A 14,665-nucleotide genomic window follows, 5' to 3' on the forward strand; every position below is an offset into this window, starting at 1 on the left:
TTTGTGTCCTGTTGGGTTTATTTGAAACTTCGTTTGAGAACTTCGTCGATCAGGCCGTACTCTTTCGCCTCGTCGGCACCGAGGAAGAAGTCGCGTTCGGTATCTTTTTCGATCGTTCGGACCGTTTTGCCCGTGCGCTCGGCCAGAATCTTGTTCAGATATTTTTTGAGACGAAGAATCTCTTTGGCCTGGATTTCGATGTCGGTCGCCTGACCCTGCGCACCGCCAAGGGGCTGGTGGATCATGATGCGGGAACTTGGCAGCGCGTACCGTTTGCCCTTGGCCCCGCAGGCAAGCAAAAAGGCGCCCATCGAAGCGGCCTGTCCTATACATATCGTCACAATATCGGGTTTGATGTAGTTCATCGTATCGTAGATGCTGAATCCGCTGGTAATGACCCCACCCGGCGAATTGATGTAAAGAAAGATGTCCTTGTCCGGGTCTTCCGCCTCCAGGAAAAGCAGCTGGGCAACGATCGACGAGGCGACAGCATCGTCGATGGGACCGCTGAGCATGATGATGCGGTCTTTCAGCAGTCTTGAGTAGATGTCGTAGGAGCGCTCGCCGCGCCCGCTTTTTTCTATGACGAATGGAATGTAGCTCATGCTTCTTCTTTTTCGGTTTTCTCTTCTTTGTTCTCTTTTTTCTCATTCAGGAGCTTGGTGAGGAGACGATCTTCGATCATCGCCATCTTGATGGCCGGCAGGAGGTTCTGCTTCTGATAGTACTCGAAAGTCTGCTGAGGATCCTGCCCCATGCTTATCGCTTCGTAGTAGATCGTCTGCATCATCTCCTGGTCGCTTACATCGACCCCCTCTTTTCTGGCAAGGGCATCGACGATGAAGGTCGCCTTGACACTTTTGGCGGCGTCGCCGCGAAGCTCTTCTCGGAGTGCTTTGACTTTCTCTTCGTTTTCGCGGAGTTCGGCGAGCTCCTCCTCCTTCATTTGCTGAATCCTGTTGCGCAGCGCCATTTCGATCTCCTGCTCGACGACACTTTCGGGCAGATCGAATTCGAACATCTCAACCAGCGCTTCGACCAGTTTCGGCTTGAGCTCTTCGTTGTAGAGTTTGCTCAGTTTTTCGCTGCGAAGCTGCTCTTTGGTCTCTTTTTCGAGGTCGGCCAGTGTCGCATCCTCTTTTCCGAGCAGTTTTTTCGCCAGTTCGTCATCGATTTCGACCGGTTTTTTCGTTTTGATGTCGTGAAGTTTGATTTTGAACTCGACCTCTTTGCCCGCCAGCTCCTTGTTGCGGTAATCTTCGGGGAAGGTGACGGTAATCGTCTTTTCTTCTCCCTTCTTCATGCCGATCATCTGCTCTTCGAAACCCGGGATGAACTGGCCGCTTCCGATGCGCAGTTCGAAATTTTCCGCCTTTCCCCCTTCGAAGGGTTCGCCGTTGAGGAAACCTTCGAAATCGAATACCGCAAGGTCGCCCTCTTCGAGGCCCCGATCCTCTTCAAGCGATTCGAACGGCGCCTGAGCCTCGGCCATCTGTTGGATCCGCTCTTCGATCTCTTTTTTCGTCACGCGCGGTGTTTTGACTTCCGGAATGATGTCGCTGATATCGCCGATTTCGATATCGGGGCGCAGGCTCAGTTTCAGCTCCACCTCGATGAACTCTTCGCCGCGGTCGAATTTCGTCACGGCCGGTTCGCCGATGATCTTCTCCGCATCGAGCTCCAGCTCTTTGGATGCCTGATTCAAAATATCGCGAAGCGCTTCGGCTTCCGCATCCTGAACGAGTCGTTCACCCAGCCGTTTCTTGATGACCGACACCGGCGCTTTGCCGGGGCGGAATCCGTCGATCTTCATCTGTTTTGCCGCCTGTTTGGCGATCTTTTCCACTTTTTTGTCGATGTCGTTCTGAGCGATTTTCGCTTCGACGCTGACGTTGGCACTGTCTGTTTTCTTGGCAGTCACTTCCATAAAATTACGATCCTTCTAAAAAATTAGTCCATTATTTTACCCAAAAGAGGCCCGCAATCCAAAATGAGGCATCAAAAGGTGTCAAAACGCAGCTCGACGGTGCGCTTGATCGTTTCGTCGACGAGGCACTGCATCTCGTCGTTGGCGGCACCGCTGCCGCTCTTTTCGTGGCGGAAAAAGCCGCATTTGGCGTCCCGGTAGCGGATCCACGCCCGCTGCATCTTCCTGAGTGCCGCACGCCGTGACGGTGCAATTTCTTTTTTCAAAGCCATATAGGCTTCGTTGAGCTTTTTGTCCTGGCGTCGCAGTTCCGCATCCTGGCATTCGGTGACGGCCATCGTGGTACCGCCCGAGTTTTCGATACACTTTCTGTAGGTATCGCTGTAGAGCGCCCGAATGTCGACGCAGTCGGCACCCGCTGCGAGGCCCAGAAAGAGAAGGGGAAAAACTGCTTGTCTCATGAAATCTCCTTGAATCCTGTCCCGAAAATTCGGCGGCTGTGCATAGATTTTCGGGAGAGATGCTTGATGGTTACGCAACATTTTACGAAAAAATCGTTATACTTCAAAAAGTATAACAGAAATATTCCACCGGGATGTCGGGCAGGGAAGCCCTGGTGAAAACGAAGTTCCGCGACCCGACTCCGGAGACAGAGAGCGATATGTCCGACGAAAAAGAGGTGAAGTTTGAAAATGCCGTCAGAACGATTCTGGAGCTGATCGGTGAAGATCCGGATCGTGAAGGTCTGGCCAAAACGCCGCAGAGGGTCTACAAAGCGTTCGAACATATGTGCGGAGGGTACAGGATGGACCCCAGGAAGGTGCTTAATGACGCGATGTTCGAAAGCAGCAACGACGAGATGGTGCTGGTGCGCGATATCGAATTCTACTCGATGTGCGAGCACCATCTGCTGCCCATCATCGGCCGCGTCCATGTGGCCTATATACCCAACGGAAAAGTGGTGGGGCTGAGCAAGATACCCCGGATGGTCGATATCTTTGCGCGGCGCCTGCAGATTCAGGAGCAGATGACCGAACAGATCGCCGACGCGATTCTCGAGACGGTCCAGCCCAAAGGGGTGGCCGTCGTCGTCGAGGCGCGTCATATGTGCATGGAGATGCGCGGAGTGGAAAAGATCAACTCCACGACGGTCTCTTCGGCGCTTCGCGGGCTTTTCAAGCGTGATGCAAAAACGAGGGAAGAGTTCATGAGCATGATCAACGCCCCTTTGAGACCCCGCTACTGAGCAGGTGTGAAGATGCCGCTCAAGTCGCTTCGAAACCGCGTCAGGACCATGCCCCTCTCCCCTGCGTACGGAACCATCCAGAGCATCAACGCCAATGCGATCGTCGCGAGGGGACTGAAGGTAAGCATCGGCCAGAGCGTAACGATCCTGGCGGGCACGGAGCGCAGACTGGGGATGGTGACGGCGCTGGGCACCGAGAGTTTCACAATTACCCCTTTCGGGTTCATCGAAGGAATGCAGGTGGGCGACCGGGTGCTTTTGAACGAAAAGGGTCTTGAGATTCCCGTTGGCGAGAAACTGCTGGGGCGGGTGGTCGATCCCTTCATGCAACCGATCGATGGCGGGGGTCCGATTATCCTGAAAGATACCGAGCCGATCATGAAATCGCCGATGGATGTGATGAAGCGGGGACTGATCGACGAGCATTTCAGTGTCGGCGTCAAAAGCATCGACGGTCTTCTGACCAGCGGCAAGGGACAGAAAGTCGGAATCTTCGCCGGAAGCGGGGTGGGCAAATCGACACTGATGGGGATGATTGTCCGGGGCAGCGAGGCGACGATCAAAGTGGTGGCGCTTATCGGCGAGCGAGGACGTGAGGTACCCGAGTTCATCGCCAAGAACCTGGGAGGCGATCTGACCAATACCGTCATCGTCGTGGCCACCAGCGACGACAGTGCCCTGATGCGTAAATACGGCGCCTTCAGCGCTATGAGTGTGGCGGAGTATTTCAAGAGGCAGGGGCATGATGTGCTCTTTATGATGGACTCGGTGACGCGTTTCGCTATGGCCCAGCGGGAGATCGGTCTGGCGCTGGGAGAACCGCCCACGTCAAAGGGGTATCCCCCCTCTGCGCTGACGCTGCTGCCCCAGCTGATGGAACGGGCCGGCAAAGAGGAGGGACAGGGCTCCATCACCGCTTTTTTCACGGTGCTTGTGGAAGGTGACGATCTGAGCGATCCCATTGCCGACCAAAGCCGAAGCATTCTCGACGGCCACATCGTGCTGAGCCGTGAACTGACCGACAGGGGCATCTATCCGCCGGTGGATGTGCTCTCCTCCGCCTCACGGGTCATCAATGACGTCATCGAACCGGACCATCTGGCGGCTGTTAGGAAGTTCAGGCAGCTTCTTGCCCTGTTGAAAGAGAACGAGATGTTGGTGCGTATCGGTGCCTACCAGCGCGGAATGGATCCTCAGCTTGACGAGGCGCTGGCGAAAAAGGAGGCGATGGAACGTTTCCTGACCCAGGAGGCGGACAAGCCGGTCCCCTTCGTCGAAACAGTGAATAGACTGAAGGAAGTGGTGAGTTAGCGGCTATTCAGCGCAACCGTCACACCGCTTTGAGCCGCTTTCTCACCATTTTTTCGAAAGGGGCTCTAGATGGCATCGTGTAGCTGCCATCGCGCTGTTTCTCTCCCCACATCGGTTCCGGAAAGAAGCTGTCGTTTTCGAATCGCGCCATGACGTGGATGTGCACCCGCGGCAGATAGTTGCCGAAGGAAGCCATGTTGATCTTGTATGGGCTGAAATACTCTATCATCGCCCTTTCCACGATTTCGTATACGCGCCAGAGTTTGCCGCGCAGCGCATCGGGGCACTCTGTAAGCTCTCTGAAAGGTTCCCGGGTGAAGATTTTTATCCAGGGAATTTCGCTCGCTTCCCACTCGAGAATGATGTCGTCGTCTTCGTAGATCATCCCAGATTGTCCCGTATACCTATGGCATACCAGATGATGACGAGGTTGAGCAGAAAGATCATCATCGAGCTTCCCCGGGAGATGATGTTCTGGAGGGTGGTGCGTTCGATTCCGTGGGTTTTGAAGGCGATGGTCATGTGGATGACGGTAAGCAGCGTCAGGGCCCCCACGATCGTCAGTTTCACATACATCAGATGCGCCAGCGCCGATTCGGATGCATGCGCGAAAACGGCGGGGAAACCGAAATGGAAAAACATCGTCAGCCCCGTAATCCAGAGAATGATGAGCCAGAATGTTTCGAAGTAACCGTAAAGCGGTCCAAGGTGGGCATAGACCGCTTTCTGGGCCGTTTTGTCACGGAGCAGGATGCCCAGTGCGAAAAGCAGGAGCGACCCGCCGATCCAGGCGGTGGCGGCGAGGATATGGGTGTAGAGAACTATTTTGATCAATAGAGGTACCTTTTGGGATTGTTCATGATCTCTTCGGGGCGGATGCCCGTCCACTCGCGGATGGTGTCACGGTCCTTCTGTGAAAGCTGTGCCTTTTTGTGCACCTTGGCATAGGTTCCCAGGGGCATCGCCAGACCGACCGCTTTGAAGATCATCGCTTTGAGCTTTTGCTTTCTCTTGTCGTCATATTTTTCCCATTCGCTGAAATTGAGCCACTGCCGCCCCACCCGCACATCTCTGGCGATGAACCATTTGGCGGGAGCGATGGCACTGTACCACGGCCATTTCGTTTCATTGGAGTGACAGTCGTAGCAGGATCGTTCGAAAATCTCTTTGACTTTGGCCGGTGCTTTGATCTCGAGCGCGGGATCGCTTTTGGGATTGTTCCGCTCGACGGGTATGAGCTGCATTCCTGCAAAAAGAATCGCAAAGACGACTCCCAATGTTTTTCCTACCGACATGTCACTCCTTGTTTCGGGCAAATTTTATCCGTAATTGTAGTCTATCCTGTAAAAAAATGGAAAGGGTTTTTTGTTTTTGTCGAAAAGTTTCAACTTTTTCCAAACTTCTTTTCGCCGAAAGCTTTGAAATTTTATGCGCGATTTTTTCCGAAAGATTGCGTAGCGAAGAGTCGTGCCCCCGCTATTTTTGTTTCGGTATAGCGTTTTTGATTGGTGTTAGTGCATAGTTTTCTCTATATGGCAAAAGCAGCAGTAGATGCAGGCTTTTCCACTGGTGCAGAATCCCATCTTGCTTGCACCCGGGGGAATCGCCTTTTATTTGCACGAAGGATACGTACATGGGGAAGAGTGAAAATACTTTTGATTGTTTAGAGAGGATTGTAGAGCAAGAAATGGTGGTCTGGTTATTTTGAAAAAAGGGATCGAAGAAAAATGCCATTCAGATTTTTTGCCGAATAGCCTACACTTCGAATATATTTTAAACGAAAGGGGGTTGCTATGAAAAAAAGTGTAGCGATTGGGCTGAGTGCCATTTTGATGACAAGTATATTCAGTGGTTGTGCCAAAAAATCCACGGAAGTTCAAGCAGCATATGTGCCAAAATCCAAATATATCGATAAAGAATGTAAGCTGCTTGAAAACGATATGGAAAATGTGAGTTACAGGCTAGCAGATGTGACCAAATCACAAGACTCTGCACACAATCGTGATGTGGCTATGGCCGTGGTCGGTACCGTTTTGTTCTGGCCGGCATATTTTGTTTTGTTCGCGGGAGATAGTGAAGCGCAGCTTGCCAAACTAAAGGGAGAGTTTGAAGCCATAGATGAGGCGATGGTATACAACCACTGCTATGCGAGAGGAGAAAACGGCGTAGATTACATTAGAAAAGCTCAGGAAAAAATTGCAAAAGAAGATAAAAAAGTCGAAAAAACCGACATTGCCGATTCTTCGGATGAACAGAGCTTTTGATGGGACAAGCCGATCCATTTTTATCGAGGAGCTGTTGTCCAATCGATTCGCAGTTCATTTTTTAAAATTCTTGAATATTCAGAATTACGCTTTTTTTGCCAAAGATTTCATGGCTGTAGGGATCGGCCCGTATCGCATAGATCTTTTATCGGGCAGTTGTCGCACTGCGGTTTAAGCGGTTTGCAGATGACCTGCCCGAAACTTACAAGCAGGCGGTTGAGCCCTTTTTTCTCTTGGGAAACCAGAAGGGTTTTGAGGGCTTCGTAGCTCTCTTTTGGCGTACGGGTCTGCAGAAATCCCCAGCGGTTGAGGATGCGGTGCACATGGACATCCACGGCGACCGCATCTTTGCCGAATGCCCGTTCCAGGATGATGGCGGCCGCTTTGGGACCGATGCCTCTGATTTTAAGCAGCTCTTTCTCCGTGTCGGGGACCTTGCCGTCAAAATGTTTTAGCAGGTAGTGGGAAATATCGAGTATCGTCCGGGCTTTTTTGCGGTAGAAACCGACGGGGTAGATCGCTTTTTCGATCGTCTCTTGCGGGAGGGTGACCATCTTTTCGGGGGTGTCGGCCAAGGCAAAGAGCCGCTCACCGGCCGCCTGGGTCACTTCGTCTTTGGTGCGGAAACTGAGTGTCACCGAAACGGTGACGGTGTAGGGGGTGCGTCGGTAGCCGTAGGCCGTTTTCTTGGCCGGCGCGTCCCATTTGGGATACTCGGTTCTGAGAATTCGCAGAGCTTTGTCGAAATTGTCCCGTGTCATGCTTCTTACCTGCGGTACATTTCGTGGTCCACCGCCACTTTATAGGTGGGGTCGTCCTCTTCCCAGGTGCAGTATTTGCCCGCCGCTTTGAGGAGCTTTTTGCAGTCTTCGCTGAGGTGGCGGATGGTGAGCTTCTTGCCCGCCTCTTCGTAACGCTTCGTGATTTTGTCGATCGCCTCGACGCCGCTGGAATCCATGACGCGGGCCCGCTTGAAGTCCATGACCACCTCGTCCGGGTCGTTGGCTACGTCGAACTGGTCCAGAAATCCCTGGACCGAACCGAAGAAGAGAGGGCCATCGAATTCGTAGATCTTTCTGTCGCCTTCCACGTAGGTGCGGGTATAGACGCGGGCATGCTGCCACGCGAAGACCAGTGCGCTGATGATGACCCCGATGATGACCGCCATCGCCAAGTCGGTGAAGATCGTGACGATGGTGACCGTAATCAGGATGAAGGCATCGGTTTTTGGCATCTTCCGAAGGCGATCGAGACTCGCCCATTCGAAGGTCTCGACGCTGACCATGAACATGATCCCCACCAGCACGGCGATGGGAATCTGTCCGATGAGATCGCTCAGCGAAACGACGAAAAGGATGAGCAGAATGGCCGCCGTCACACCCGAAAGACGCCCCCGCCCGCCGGAGGTGAAGTTGATGATGCTCTGGCCGATCATCGCGCATCCTGCCATGCCGCCGAACATGCCGCAGGCGGCATTACCGGCGCCCAGGGCCACCGCCTCTTTGTTGGCGTTTCCTTTTTCGCCGCTCATTTCATCGAGCACCGAGAGGGTCAGCAGCGATTCGATGAGCCCCACCGCTGCCATAACCGCGGCATAGGGGAGGACAGTCTGAAAGGTTTCAAAGCCAAAGGGCACGTCGGGCCAGTGGAAAGAGGGGAGGTCACCGGCGATGGAGCCCAGGTCCGCCACCCGTTTCGTGTCGAGGTCGAAAATGACGGTCACGGCGCTCAAGACGACAATCGCCACCAACCCGGCCGGGACCGCTTTGGTAAAACGAGGCAGTATGACCATCGTGGCCATCGTGGCGAAGACGAGGATGTACATAATGGGCCCCTCGCCTTCGAACATCGGAAGTTGTGCTAGGGCGATGACGATGGCCAGGCCGTTGACGAAACCAAGGATTGCCGGCTGGGGAACGAGGCGAATGAATTTGGCCAGCCGCAAAAGGCCGAAAGCCACCTGTATGAGCCCTGTCAATATCGTGGCGAAAAAGAGGTACTCGACACCATGGGTCGCGACAAGGGAGACCATGACCACCGCCACACTTCCCGTAGCGCCGCTGATCATACCCGGCTTGCCGCCGAAAAGTGCCGTGACGAGGCCGAGAAGGAATGCCGTATACAGACCTACCAGCGGGGAAACGCCGGCAATGAGCGAAAAGGCGATCGCTTCGGGAACCAGCGCGATGGCGACGACAGCGCCGGAGAGAACGTCGTTTTTAGCGCTGTGCCCCGAATAGGCTTTGAGAAGTTGTGCGAACACGGAAATCCTTTGGGTTGAAAGCTGGGATTATAGGAAAAAGGGTCTTAAAAGTGATTAAGCTTTTTTGTATATAATGAAATCCTCCGAAACAATGTTCTGCGAGTACAATTTCAAATTCAGCAAACCTTAAACAAACTTTATTTAAGATGCAGCAAGTTAATTAAGACTAATTTTGTCCGATTTGGAAATTGGGAGTTATTATCATGATGAAAGTCTATCTCGACAACAATGCCACAACGATGGTGGACCCGGAAGTCAAAGCGGCGATGGACCCGTATTTCACCGAAATTTACGGAAACCCGAATTCATTGCACGATTTCGGTACGGCGTCGCATCCGGCGCTTCGCAGGGCGATGGACCAGATGTATGAAGCGATCGGCGCACGGGACGAGGATGACATCGTGGTCACCTCCTGTGCCACCGAGTCGAACAACTGGGTGCTCAAAGGTGTCTATTTCGATCTGATCAAAAACGGCGACAAGGACCATATCATCACGACCGAAGTGGAGCACCCCTCCATCACGGCCGTGTGCCGATGGCTGGAGGAGCAGGGTGTGCGGGTGACCTATCTGCCGGTCAACAACGACGGTATCGTCGAAGCGCATACGGTACGCGACTTCATTACCGACAAGACGGCGCTCGTTTCGATCATGTGGGCCAACAACGAAACGGGGGCCATCTTTCCTGTCGAACAGATCGCCGAAGTCTGCAAGGAGAAAGGGGTACTGTTCCACACCGACGGGGTTCAGGCGGTCGGCAAAATTCCGGTCGATGTCATCAGGTCGGGCGTCGATTTCATGAGTTTTTCGGCCCACAAGTTCCACGGGCCCAAAGGGGTCGGCGGGCTTTACATTCGCAACGGACACCCGTTGACATCGCTGCTGCATGGGGGAGAGCATATGGGCGGCCGCCGCTCGGGAACGCTGAATGTTCCCGGCATCGTCGGCATGGGCAAGGCGATCGAACTGGCCAACTACTATCTCAAATTCGAAGAGGAGCATGTAAGGCGTCTGCGAGACAAACTCGAAGATGCGATTCTGGAGATTCCCGACATCTACAGTGTGGGACCGCGGGACAACCGCACCCCCAACACGATACTCGTCTCCGTCCGCGGGGTCGAGGGGGAAGCGATGCTGTGGGATCTCAACCGGGCAGGCATCGCGGCGAGTACCGGTAGCGCGTGTGCCAGTGAAGACCTTGAGGCGAATCCGATCATGACGGCGGTGGGCGCCGACAGCGAGCTGGCCCATACGGCCGTGAGACTCAGCCTCAGCCGTTTTACGACCGAAGAGGAGATAGACTATACCATCGAACAGTTCAAAAAGGCGGTCGAGCGTCTGCGTGCCATTTCGAGCACCTACGCCTACATGCCAGAAAATATGAAAGTGTAAAAAAGAGGAGAAGATTATGGCAAAAACAGATTTGATTGGCGGCAGCATCTGGGAAGAGTACAGCCAGAAGGTGCAGGAGTTGATGAACAACCCCAAAAACCAGGGCGAACTGACCGAGGAGGATGCCAAGCGCCTGGGCGGCGAGCTGATCGTCGCCGATTTCGGTGCCGAGAGCTGCGGCGATGCCGTGCGCCTCTACTGGATCGTCGATCCGAAAACCGACAGAATCCTTGACGCGAAATTCAAGAGCTTCGGCTGCGGAACGGCGATCGCCAGTTCCGATACGATGGTGGAGCTCTGCAAAGGCAAGACGGTCGATGAGGCGGTCAAGATCACCAATATCGACGTGGAAAAGGCGATGCGCGACGAGCCGAATACCCCGGCCGTTCCACCGCAGAAGATGCACTGCTCGGTTATGGCCTACGACGTCATCAAGAAGGCGGCATCACTTTATAAAGGGGTGGATATGGAGAGTTTCGAAGACGAGATCATCGTCTGCGAATGTGCCAGGGTGAGCCTGAGCACCATCAAGGAAGTGATCAGACTCAACGACCTTAAAACCGTCGAAGAGATTACCGACTACACCAAAGCGGGAGCATTCTGCAAAAGCTGTATCAAGCCCGGCGGCCACGAAGAGCGTGAATACTATCTGGTGGATATTCTTGCCGACACACGACGCGAGATGGAAGAAGAGAAGCTCAAGGAAGCTGCCGAGAAACAGGCCAGCGGCGAAGAGATTCCTTTCAGCGACATGACGCTGGTTCAGAAGATCAAGGCGATCGACAGCGTCATCGACGAGAGCGTACGGCAGTACCTGATCATGGACGGAGGCAACATGGAAGTGCTCGATGTCAAACAAAACGGCGAGTACACCGATGTCTACATCCGCTATCTGGGAGCCTGCTCCGGATGCGCCAGCTCCACCACCGGTACGCTCTATGCCATCGAGTCTACACTCAAAGAGAAACTCGACCCCAATATCCGCGTTCTTCCCATCTGACGACCGGCAGCCGCTTCTTCGAAAAAAAAGGGGGCTTGTCCCTCCTTTTTCCTCTTTTTATCGAATCCGAACGAGATGTTTCCAAAACCCTTCAACCTTTCGCCGAAGGCGCGAGGCCGTTTTTGGATTGGATCGCGTCGGTTGCGATGCGGAGTCTTGCTGAAAATACCGCTGATACCGTTTCATTTTTTTCCGCATCATGATGGAATTCGCTTTCTATTCGATCGCTTCCGCCGGTGTGATCTCCCGAATCTCCTCTTGGCCGGACATTGGGAACTCGACGATCTTTTTGGCATCCAGATCCATCTTGTTCATATCCACCATGCGGATGCGCTGATCGCCGTAGGTACGGAAATAGAACTTTTTCGCCTTGAGATCGTTTGCGCTGGTCCAGGTGGTGAAATCCGCCATCGGATGCCCCTGTGCATCCGCCTCTTCCCCCTCGCGCATGGCGCCTTTGGGAATATCGAAATTGTTCAATATATGAAACGCTTCCAGTACGGCCTCTTTCCCGGTTTTGGGTTCATAGACTGCCTGGGAAAAAAGAACCGCCCGCACAAAACGCGAAGGCGGAGTGAAATCGCCGGGAATACCATGCAGGCCCGCCCCCATGCCGAAAGGTTTTAATACCACGCCACCCTTGAGTTTCAAAGGTTTCACCGATGTGAGAGAAATATTGATGTAATTGCGAAGATTGGTCATGTGCCAGTCGAAAGAGGGGGAGTTGGCCATCACGCCGAGCGGGTTGTCGTACACGACGACCTTGCCGTCGATAAATTCGATGACCAGGCTTTTGCCCGAAGCGTCATGAACCACGTAGTGGACCGGAGGAGTGAATCCCCAGGCTTTGAGGATGACATCGGAGACGACCACCTTGGCGACATTGTTCTTCACCTCGTCGACGGTGGCGAAATTTTCCAGCAGCCACGATCCAAACTCCCAGGGAGCCAGCGTTTTGGAGGCTTTGGAAGGGCTGTAGGGCATATACCGGACCGATCCCGGGAAATAGAAGGTGCCGACGGCCAGACCCCTTTCGTTGAAGCCGTCGAAAATGAAAGGAAGCCCGACCCCGTTGGCGCCCATGCTGGCATATTTCGTTTTCCATTCAAGCCCACCCTTTCCGTCGGGCGTGGTTCCGGTACGGGGGTAGTTTCTTGGAACGACGATGACATTGGAGTGCAGGTCCCGTGCGAACTCCAGTGTCCGTGCGTGGACCACCGTGCCATCTTTGGCGACCAGCCTGATACCCGTGCAGGCCTGTGCCGCCGTCATTCCCAAGATCAAAAGGGCCACGGCGATCCTTTTCAATGTTCGTGAGTCACGTTTCATCTTTCTTCCTTTTGTGAGATTTGGCGATGCGGTGCCGGTTCGTTGCAATATTTTTCGAAAGCTTCGGCCGTCGGCTTGAGGTGCGCCCGCTGGGCCAGCTCCCACGGTCTTTCGCATTTTTCTGTTTTGCCACACCATCTGTATCCGGCGGAGAGGATGCATCCGTGCGCATCGGCGTCAGCCCCTGTTTTTTGGTGCCCAACGGGCACCATTCTCCCTTTGTGTACCACGGCGTATACTCCAATCTCTTTGAGTTTCATCGGATCGACTTTGAAAGGATTTTGCTCCAGTATGGTGAAGTTGGCGATTTTTCCCACTTCGATGGAGCCCAGACTCTTTTCAAGGTTCAGTGTGCGTGCAGCATTGATCGTGATGGCTTTCATAGCGTCAAAAACGCTGATACGTTGATTTTGGGAGACTTTGCGACCTTCGTCTGTCACGCGGTTGACCGCCACCCACGCCAGGGTGAGCGGCTCAGCGGGTGCCATAGCGAAATCGGAGTGGAATGAGACCGGAATAGCTCTTTCGGTCAGCTCCCGGATGCGAACCAGATTTTCCGCCCGGGCTTTACCGAGACCGACTTTGGAATACTTCTCGGCCAGTGCCCAGAGATAGTAGGGATTGACGGAGGCTTTCACTCCCAAATCCTTTACCTGCTTCGCGATATCGGCATCGAAGTATCCCATATGGTGCAGGGTGAAACGGTGCTCTTTTCTCGGATGCCGTTTCTGGTCCTGGCGGTTGAAATCGAGGACTTTCTGAATGCCTTTGTCCCCGTTGGCGTGCATATGGATTTTGTATCCCCTATCCCAGTAGAAGCTCATCTGCTCCTTCAGCCGTTTGGGGGGTGTCATCCATTCACCCCTGAACGCTTCACTCGTGTAGGGCTGTTTCATCTGCATGGCGAGCGAATAGATGGCGCCGTCGGCAAAGAGTTTCACCTGTCGGGGAAGGAAGGTGATGTTTCGCGTATTGTATTTGGCGGGGAGCTCGCGTATCATCTTTTCGGCTTTTTCGTTGCTGTTGCCCGCCATCGAATAGAGCTGTGTGCCGTTGGGGATGAGATAGCAGTCGTAGGGAGGGTCTTTGGCCATCTCGCTTTTGAGCAGTGTGTACTCCATGTTGAAATCCGAACTGGGAAAGCCGGGCTCGCAGATGGTGGTGATGCCGTTGCGGAGCATCAGTTCGCTCATCATCGCCAGACCTTTTTTGTAGGTCTTGGGATTGAGCAGATGGGGAGCTATTTTGGGAAGGAGTGCCAGCCATCCCCCTTCGTAAAAGTGTCCTTTCTCCCAGTCGACCTGGGGGTTGCCGGCGTAATCGGAGCGTTTGAGACCCAAAAGCCCGATGGCGGCATCGTTGAGAAAGATCTCGTGGAATGAACGGTGGATAACCCCGATCGGCTTGTCGGCGGAGAGCTCGTTGAGCATCTGCCGGTCTATGGGACCATGCCAGAGCGGATGGTACCCCCATACAAAAAACATTTTGCCGCTTTTTGCCTCTTTGTCGACAGAGGACTTGAGCAGCCTGTAGAACGCCTCCGGCGTCTTCGCGGCGGGAGAGATTCCCTGGGGTTTTTTCCACGCGTGGGGGGCGATCGTTTCGTTGGGCAGCATGATGGCAGCGATGGAGGGGTGCAGATGGGGCTCGATGAATCCCGGCATCATCGTTCTGCCCTGCAGGTCGACCTTGTCGACCCTCTCGCCGAACCGTTTTTCCGCCCCGGCTTTTTCCCCGACATAGACGATTTTCCCCTCTTTTTCGACGACCGCCTCCGCGTATAGGGGGCCGCTCTGTGCCATCGTGACGATGTCACCGCCAAAATAGAGTGTGGCGGCTTCCGCGGAAAGAGCCAAGAAACCTGCACCCGACAGCAGGGCCAGTGCGACTTTTGTTTTGAGGGATTTGATCATGCCGATCCTTTTTGCAAATAA

The 14,665-nt window shown here is 53.8% G+C and carries 15 protein-coding genes; 5 read left to right on the forward strand and 10 right to left on the reverse strand.

The features are described 5' to 3' along the window. Window positions 1-17: 17 nt before the first annotated feature. The 3 genes from clpP to JMG82_RS08380 form a co-directional block, all read right to left on the reverse strand. On the reverse strand, window positions 18-605 hold the full coding sequence (gene clpP, locus JMG82_RS08370) for an ATP-dependent Clp endopeptidase proteolytic subunit ClpP (RefSeq protein WP_201352292.1): 588 nt from the start codon (window positions 603-605) through the stop codon (window positions 18-20). Beyond that, the gene (tig, locus tag JMG82_RS08375; protein WP_201352294.1) at window positions 602-1,927 is read right to left on the reverse strand and encodes a trigger factor; all 1,326 of its coding nucleotides are present in this window, start codon (window positions 1,925-1,927) and stop codon (window positions 602-604) included. Before tig ends, clpP begins: the two co-directional genes overlap by 4 nt. 71 nt (window positions 1,928-1,998) lie before the next feature. Then, complete coding sequence (locus JMG82_RS08380) at window positions 1,999-2,388, reverse strand: lysozyme inhibitor LprI family protein (RefSeq protein WP_201352296.1); 390 nt, start codon at window positions 2,386-2,388, stop codon at window positions 1,999-2,001. A gap of 200 nt (window positions 2,389-2,588) precedes the next feature. Between JMG82_RS08380 and folE the strand changes: the two genes are divergently transcribed. Both folE and fliI read left to right on the forward strand, forming a co-directional pair. Further along, window positions 2,589-3,173 carry a GTP cyclohydrolase I FolE gene (gene folE / locus JMG82_RS08385; protein ID WP_236579217.1) on the forward strand — a complete coding sequence of 195 codons (585 nt, stop codon included), beginning with the start codon at window positions 2,589-2,591 and terminating at the stop codon, window positions 3,171-3,173. A 12-nt stretch (window positions 3,174-3,185) separates the two neighbouring features. Then, on the forward strand, window positions 3,186-4,484 hold the full coding sequence (gene fliI, locus JMG82_RS08390) for a flagellar protein export ATPase FliI (protein WP_201352300.1): 1,299 nt from the start codon (window positions 3,186-3,188) through the stop codon (window positions 4,482-4,484). Window positions 4,485-4,503: 19 nt separating this feature from the next. Here the strand turns inward: fliI and JMG82_RS08395 are convergent, their stop codons facing one another. The 3 genes from JMG82_RS08395 to JMG82_RS08405 are packed head-to-tail and all read right to left on the reverse strand — an operon-like array spanning window position 4,504 to window position 5,779. After that, the gene (locus tag JMG82_RS08395; protein ID WP_201352301.1) at window positions 4,504-4,869 is read right to left on the reverse strand and encodes an HIT family protein; all 366 of its coding nucleotides are present in this window, start codon (window positions 4,867-4,869) and stop codon (window positions 4,504-4,506) included. Then, window positions 4,866-5,318 (reverse strand): hypothetical protein, encoded by a 453-nt coding sequence (locus JMG82_RS08400; protein ID WP_201352303.1) that lies wholly within the window; start codon window positions 5,316-5,318, stop codon window positions 4,866-4,868. Before JMG82_RS08400 ends, JMG82_RS08395 begins: the two co-directional genes overlap by 4 nt. Then, the gene (locus JMG82_RS08405; protein ID WP_201352305.1) at window positions 5,315-5,779 is read right to left on the reverse strand and encodes a heme-binding domain-containing protein; all 465 of its coding nucleotides are present in this window, start codon (window positions 5,777-5,779) and stop codon (window positions 5,315-5,317) included. The genes JMG82_RS08400 and JMG82_RS08405 overlap by 4 nt, the downstream gene beginning before the upstream one ends. 498 nt (window positions 5,780-6,277) lie before the next feature. Between JMG82_RS08405 and JMG82_RS08410 the strand changes: the two genes are divergently transcribed. After that, window positions 6,278-6,748 carry a hypothetical protein gene (locus JMG82_RS08410; RefSeq protein ID WP_201352306.1) on the forward strand — a complete coding sequence of 157 codons (471 nt, stop codon included), beginning with the start codon at window positions 6,278-6,280 and terminating at the stop codon, window positions 6,746-6,748. Between the two features lie 107 nt (window positions 6,749-6,855). Here JMG82_RS08410 and JMG82_RS08415 read toward each other — a convergent pair whose 3' ends face one another. Continuing rightward, the gene (locus JMG82_RS08415; protein WP_201352307.1) at window positions 6,856-7,509 is read right to left on the reverse strand and encodes an endonuclease III domain-containing protein; all 654 of its coding nucleotides are present in this window, start codon (window positions 7,507-7,509) and stop codon (window positions 6,856-6,858) included. 5 nt (window positions 7,510-7,514) lie between these two features. Then, complete coding sequence (locus JMG82_RS08420; RefSeq protein ID WP_201352308.1) at window positions 7,515-9,011, reverse strand: SulP family inorganic anion transporter; 1,497 nt, start codon at window positions 9,009-9,011, stop codon at window positions 7,515-7,517. Window positions 9,012-9,214: 203 nt separating this feature from the next. Here JMG82_RS08420 and JMG82_RS08425 point away from each other — a divergent pair, with 203 nt between their 5' ends. Then, entirely contained in the window at window positions 9,215-10,402 is a 1,188-nt protein-coding gene (locus JMG82_RS08425) for a NifS family cysteine desulfurase (protein ID WP_201352309.1), read from the forward strand. A gap of 16 nt (window positions 10,403-10,418) precedes the next feature. Further along, a complete protein-coding gene (locus JMG82_RS08430; protein ID WP_201352310.1) occupies window positions 10,419-11,402 on the forward strand; it encodes an iron-sulfur cluster assembly scaffold protein in 984 nt (327 codons plus the stop codon). 216 nt (window positions 11,403-11,618) lie between these two features. Here the strand turns inward: JMG82_RS08430 and JMG82_RS08435 are convergent, their stop codons facing one another. Together JMG82_RS08435 and JMG82_RS08440 are read right to left on the reverse strand one after the other, a co-directional pair. Then, complete coding sequence (locus JMG82_RS08435) at window positions 11,619-12,731, reverse strand: linear amide C-N hydrolase (RefSeq protein WP_201352311.1); 1,113 nt, start codon at window positions 12,729-12,731, stop codon at window positions 11,619-11,621. Then, the gene (locus JMG82_RS08440) at window positions 12,728-14,644 is read right to left on the reverse strand and encodes an amidohydrolase (RefSeq protein WP_201352312.1); all 1,917 of its coding nucleotides are present in this window, start codon (window positions 14,642-14,644) and stop codon (window positions 12,728-12,730) included. The genes JMG82_RS08435 and JMG82_RS08440 overlap by 4 nt, the downstream gene beginning before the upstream one ends. Between the last annotated feature and the right edge of the window lie 21 nt (window positions 14,645-14,665).

It is taken from the genome of Hydrogenimonas urashimensis, assembly GCF_016593255.1.
GTDB lineage: Bacteria > Campylobacterota > Campylobacteria > Campylobacterales > Hydrogenimonadaceae > Hydrogenimonas > Hydrogenimonas urashimensis.

Excerpts from the sequence above, each read along its gene's own strand:
- JMG82_RS08395 (WP_201352301.1), bottom strand. The coding sequence starts at position 4,869 with ATGATCTACGAAGACGACGACATCATTCTCGAGTGGGAAGCGAGCGAA.
- clpP (WP_201352292.1), bottom strand. The coding sequence starts at position 605 with ATGAGCTACATTCCATTCGTCATAGAAAAAAGCGGGCGCGGCGAGCGC.
- JMG82_RS08405 (WP_201352305.1), bottom strand. The coding sequence starts at position 5,779 with ATGTCGGTAGGAAAAACATTGGGAGTCGTCTTTGCGATTCTTTTTGCA.
- JMG82_RS08410 (WP_201352306.1), top strand. The coding sequence starts at position 6,278 with ATGAAAAAAAGTGTAGCGATTGGGCTGAGTGCCATTTTGATGACAAGT.
- tig (WP_201352294.1), bottom strand. The coding sequence starts at position 1,927 with ATGGAAGTGACTGCCAAGAAAACAGACAGTGCCAACGTCAGCGTCGAA.
- JMG82_RS08440 (WP_201352312.1), bottom strand. The coding sequence starts at position 14,644 with ATGATCAAATCCCTCAAAACAAAAGTCGCACTGGCCCTGCTGTCGGGT.
- JMG82_RS08425 (WP_201352309.1), top strand. The coding sequence starts at position 9,215 with ATGATGAAAGTCTATCTCGACAACAATGCCACAACGATGGTGGACCCG.
- JMG82_RS08430 (WP_201352310.1), top strand. The coding sequence starts at position 10,419 with ATGGCAAAAACAGATTTGATTGGCGGCAGCATCTGGGAAGAGTACAGC.
- JMG82_RS08435 (WP_201352311.1), bottom strand. The coding sequence starts at position 12,731 with ATGAAACGTGACTCACGAACATTGAAAAGGATCGCCGTGGCCCTTTTG.
- fliI (WP_201352300.1), top strand. The coding sequence starts at position 3,186 with ATGCCGCTCAAGTCGCTTCGAAACCGCGTCAGGACCATGCCCCTCTCC.
- JMG82_RS08415 (WP_201352307.1), bottom strand. The coding sequence starts at position 7,509 with ATGACACGGGACAATTTCGACAAAGCTCTGCGAATTCTCAGAACCGAG.
- folE (WP_236579217.1), top strand. The coding sequence starts at position 2,589 with ATGTCCGACGAAAAAGAGGTGAAGTTTGAAAATGCCGTCAGAACGATT.
- JMG82_RS08380 (WP_201352296.1), bottom strand. The coding sequence starts at position 2,388 with ATGAGACAAGCAGTTTTTCCCCTTCTCTTTCTGGGCCTCGCAGCGGGT.